Source organism: Crocosphaera sp. Alani8, assembly GCF_038442745.1.
Lineage (GTDB): Bacteria > Cyanobacteriota > Cyanobacteriia > Cyanobacteriales > Microcystaceae > Crocosphaera.
This window is the reverse complement of the sequence record NZ_JARVCN010000291.1, coordinates 1-4,035: the sequence shown is the minus strand read 5'-3', so window position 1 is coordinate 4,035 and position 4,035 is coordinate 1. Positions and strand designations below refer to the sequence as shown.

5 protein-coding genes are annotated in these 4,035 nt (G+C 42.8%); 4 read left to right on the top strand and 1 reads right to left on the bottom strand.

Going from position 1 to position 4,035, the window contains the following annotated elements; all coding sequences use genetic code 11:
• The first annotated feature begins 461 nt into the window (after positions 1-461).
• Together P9B04_RS15920 and P9B04_RS15915 are read left to right on the top strand one after the other, a co-directional pair.
• Entirely contained in the window at positions 462-1,820 is a 1,359-nt protein-coding gene (locus tag P9B04_RS15920) for a ParM/StbA family protein (protein WP_342055970.1), read from the top strand.
• Positions 1,820-2,251, top strand: coding sequence for a hypothetical protein (locus tag P9B04_RS15915; protein ID WP_342055969.1), 432 nt, complete (start codon positions 1,820-1,822; stop codon positions 2,249-2,251). Before P9B04_RS15920 ends, P9B04_RS15915 begins: the two co-directional genes overlap by 1 nt.
• Positions 2,252-2,286: 35 nt before the next feature.
• Here the strand turns inward: P9B04_RS15915 and P9B04_RS15910 are convergent, their stop codons facing one another.
• Positions 2,287-3,105: a hypothetical protein gene (locus tag P9B04_RS15910; protein ID WP_342055968.1), complete on the bottom strand. Its 819-nt coding sequence runs from the start codon at positions 3,103-3,105 to the stop codon at positions 2,287-2,289.
• A 172-nt stretch (positions 3,106-3,277) separates the two neighbouring features.
• Here P9B04_RS15910 and P9B04_RS15905 point away from each other — a divergent pair, with 172 nt between their 5' ends.
• Together P9B04_RS15905 and P9B04_RS15900 are read left to right on the top strand one after the other, a co-directional pair.
• Positions 3,278-3,634 carry a type II toxin-antitoxin system RelE/ParE family toxin gene (locus tag P9B04_RS15905; protein ID WP_342055967.1) on the top strand — a complete coding sequence of 119 codons (357 nt, stop codon included), beginning with the start codon at positions 3,278-3,280 and terminating at the stop codon, positions 3,632-3,634.
• Positions 3,612-3,896 carry an addiction module antidote protein gene (locus tag P9B04_RS15900; RefSeq protein WP_342055966.1) on the top strand — a complete coding sequence of 95 codons (285 nt, stop codon included), beginning with the start codon at positions 3,612-3,614 and terminating at the stop codon, positions 3,894-3,896. The genes P9B04_RS15905 and P9B04_RS15900 overlap by 23 nt, the downstream gene beginning before the upstream one ends.
• Positions 3,897-4,035: the final 139 nt, after the last annotated feature.

The following is a 4,035-nucleotide window of genomic DNA, read 5'->3' as shown; positions in this document are numbered from 1 at the left end:
ATCCCCCTGGACAGCTACTCTGTAAGGACTTTTGGCTAGTATAGCCAAAATGTCCCAACATGGAGTACGCTGGCTTCCCTGACGGGAAGGTGACAAACTAACACCCTAGATGGCAGCAAAATCGGTCAAATCCGACAGCTAGGGGCGTAAAAAAAGCCCGTTACTAGAGGTTACTGGACGTTACTAGACGTTACTCTTCGTTGTTAAGGGTCATGATTGGTTATCGATTTAGGGTCAGATCCGGGTCAAAAACCGAGTCAGGGTCGCTGATCTGATAACGAATAGTGACGTTAGGTAGGGGTCAGTAACGTTTAATGACAAATAGTGACGTTTAGTGACATTAAATAAGTATTAAGAAAATCGGGGTTTTTTAGAAAGTTGAGAGATAAAGAAAAAAAACCACGGCCTCTGTAACTAAAAAAATGGCAGTGGATGTGTTGAGTGTAAGTCATGAGGAGTGTATGAGCGAAACATTGCAGGGGGGAGACTCAATGAGTGCTGAGTTAAATGACTCTCAGGAGCTACCCATTACCCATAAGTCTGAGTCTCAGATGGAAACTGTGGTTAATCATGGTGAGCAGCAATATAAGGATAAAACCCCTCGCAGGAGATCAAAGGGTGCTAAATCCCAGACACCGCTTAAAAAGGTCGTTGTCTGCTTTGATGTGGGGAGTTCGTTAAATAAAATTCTTTATCAAGTGGAAGGATCTGATGTTCAATATATGGTGATGGAGCCTGAACATTTGGCGTTACCTCCAGAGTCCGTTGCTTCGCTGCCGGTAGATTCTGGAATGGGAAGACCAGAAGATAATGCTTGGATTCAGTTTAAGAAGGGAGAAAAGTGCCATGCAGTGGGGCGTGTGGCTGATGATTTCAAAGCTTCTGTCAATTTAAAGACGTTAAAGTGGGAAATCGCTACCCCGAAGATTTTGGGAGCTATTGGAGCGATCGCAGAACGAGAAGGGTTAGGAACTGAGTTCCGTTTAGATTTAGGTGTGTTGCTGCCTTTCGGTGAGATCACTTCAACGGAACAGTTAGAGTCGGAATTAAAGTCGTCCCTGCGTGGGTTTTACTTTCGCCACCAACGTCTAAAGGTGAAGTTAGAACGATATAAGTGTGTCCCGGAAGGCAGTGGACTGGCCATGTGGACGGGTATGAATGACCGGTCTGCTTTTACGAGAAAAAATGTCGCCTTTTTGATGTTTGGGCATCGGAATACGTCGAGTTTGTTTTTTAGGAAAGGCACGCTCTGTCGTCAACTTTGCAGTACCACTGAGCTTGGTTTTTATGATTTAACCGATAAAATGGGGCATAAGGTGGCAGGATTGTCAAGAAATGATGTCTTACGAGCGATTAAGACCCAACATAACGGTTATTGGAAACAAGGGTCTTGGCCGAAAAAGATTGCCAGTGAGATAAATTGGTCGGTGATTACAAAGTCGACGGATAAAGAACGAGCAGCCATTGAGGTATCGAAGCTCTCAATGGCTTACGATACGAGTTTAAGGGAATATTGGGCGTTAGTGTCTGATTGGTTAAATTCGACGTTACGGCCAAAGACAGAAATTGATGGGGTGTTCTGCTGTGGTGGGGCTGCCGAATTTTTGTTGGATCTGGTGTCGGATTATTTTGAGGGCATAGAGGTGTTGATGCCTTCCGCTTGTCCTTCGGAATTGGGAGAGGCGTTAAGGATCGATAAGGAGATTAAAGAGAACAATGAGGAGTTTCTGAAACTGAACTTGATTAACCGTTTTACGGATGTTTGGGGCTTCTTTTCCATTTTCTCTGGTTATGAAGTCGAGCAGAAGGAGGCGGCCTAATGGTGTCAAAAGAAACGGATAAACATATTAAACTTCGTGCGAATCCTGATTCGGGACTGGGTAAGTGTATTAGTTATTTACAGGAGAATCCTTTTAATCAACAGATGTTGGCTGCACAAACGTTAGAAGCTCGTTTTTTGCCGTTTGTGATGGATAAGAATGATCCTCAGTTTCAGGGGATCGCTATTCAGTGTGCTGAACAGTGTTTAAGTTGGGCTAGGGCGATCCAACAATATGCTTCACTGAATATGGATTTAGAAGTAGTAGATCAGCAAAAAATTAGGGAAAGGCTGTCCCATCCGACTCAGTTGGTCTCTGTGGCAATGCCCATTGAAGAGGATGATGATGAGTCGAATGATGATCTTCTGTTAAGTGAACAGGAACAAAGGCAAGCTTATGGTGAGGATCTTATGAAGAGTATGATGCTTTGAGCAAAAAATCGCTGTGTGTGGTTCTATTTCTTTCCTCATGAGGGTAGCCTTATCCAGCGATCGCCATCAGGCTTGAAGTGATCCAAGATTTTCTTGTTTAGTCCTCTAGGGTTGCTTTGGCCTTTTCTCCACTTAGTAATATTTTGAGTGCTGGTTGTAAGGATCTTCTCTTGTTGCAAAATTCTCTGTACTTCCCTATCGGTGAACCTTTGAGTTACTTCACCGACTTCAATTACATTTTTATTGTCTTCCACTCCTTCTCCCTTTTTGATGTCCTTTTTGTCTGAGGAGGGGTTAGTCTGAGGGGGAATATCTTGATTTTGGCTTGTTAAGTCTGATAATTCGGGAAAACTTAACTCTTCATCTTCTATTGTTTGTCCGAATTCTATAGGAAATTCGTGTGTATTGAAAACCTCTGTTGATGCGGTTAATGGTTCTGTTGTGGGGAGATCGGCTTGATAGGAGGCTAGGGTTGGCTTTTGGAGTGCCATCGCTTCATTAATACGACTCCCCACTGATGACTCCACTTGAGAGTTAATAACGCTACTTAGTAACTCCACTAACTCCTTTTCTTTTTCTGACTCTACTGTACCGTTAATAACTCCTTTGAATAACGACTCTAGCTTATTCTCTACCAATGACTCTATAGTGGAGTTGTCCGGAAACTCTACTTGAGTCACGGCATTATTAGGGGTATTAACTCCACTTTCATGATTAGGATGTAATGGCATAGCACGGATAGCCCTGCTGATGATCTGAGATTTGCTCACCCGATAATTACCGGCTAACTCCCCTAGTAGCTGAAAGTCCAGATCGTCTAAATAGGCTGAAACCTTGTTTTTATCGGTTGCCATCGCTTATAACTCCTTAGTAACTTTATAATAACTCTACTTTAAAATAACTCTATTATAACGTTATTGACTCCATCTAAGTAACTCTACTATAAAGTTACTTTGGGTCTCTGTTTTCGGTTGACTTCGGTGGTTTTGTTCCTCTAGAATGTATCTTGTAGGATACATTCTCCCAATGAAATCGACAATTGACATCAAGCTCTTAGAGACTGATGAGGGAAAAGTCCCTTTTGAAGAATGGTACGATTCACTGAGGGATAAAATCACCAAAGTTAGGGTTAGACGGCGTTTAGACCGTATTGAACTAGGGAATTTTGGGGATACCTCTTCAGTAGGGGAGGGCATTTATGAACTACGGCTGCATTTCGGGTCAGGATATCGAGTCTATTTTACCCGTGTCGGAAATACGGTCATCGTACTTGTCGGGGGCGGGGACAAAAGTAGCCAAAAGAAGGATATCGCTCAAGCCAAAGCTCTATGGAGGCAATATAAGGATGAAGCTCAAAAGTATGCAAGAAAGCTTGGATCGTGATTTACGAGATCCAGAATATGTGGCTCTTTATCTCAATGATGCGCTACATGAAGGCTCCCCGGAAGAGTTTTATCTCGCTTTGAGAAATGTCATCAAAGCCAACCAAGGGATGAGTCAGATAGCCATAGAAACCGATCTAGGAAGAGAAAGTCTTTACAAGGCACTGTCAGAGTCAGGAAATCCCCAATTTTCAACGGTAAGTAAAATCGTTGGGGCTTTAGGCTTGCAAATCTCTATCGAACCTGTGGGTTTAAATTCCTAATCTGTCTCCTGCCCTTGGATCATAGTTATGAAGATCATTCAATCAATGAGAGAATGGGACGTGAGAAGGATATCTTGAACGTTCCTGGTTCTAACGGTTTTAGTTGAAATATTTATGTAGTGTTACGGTAGCCGTTCAT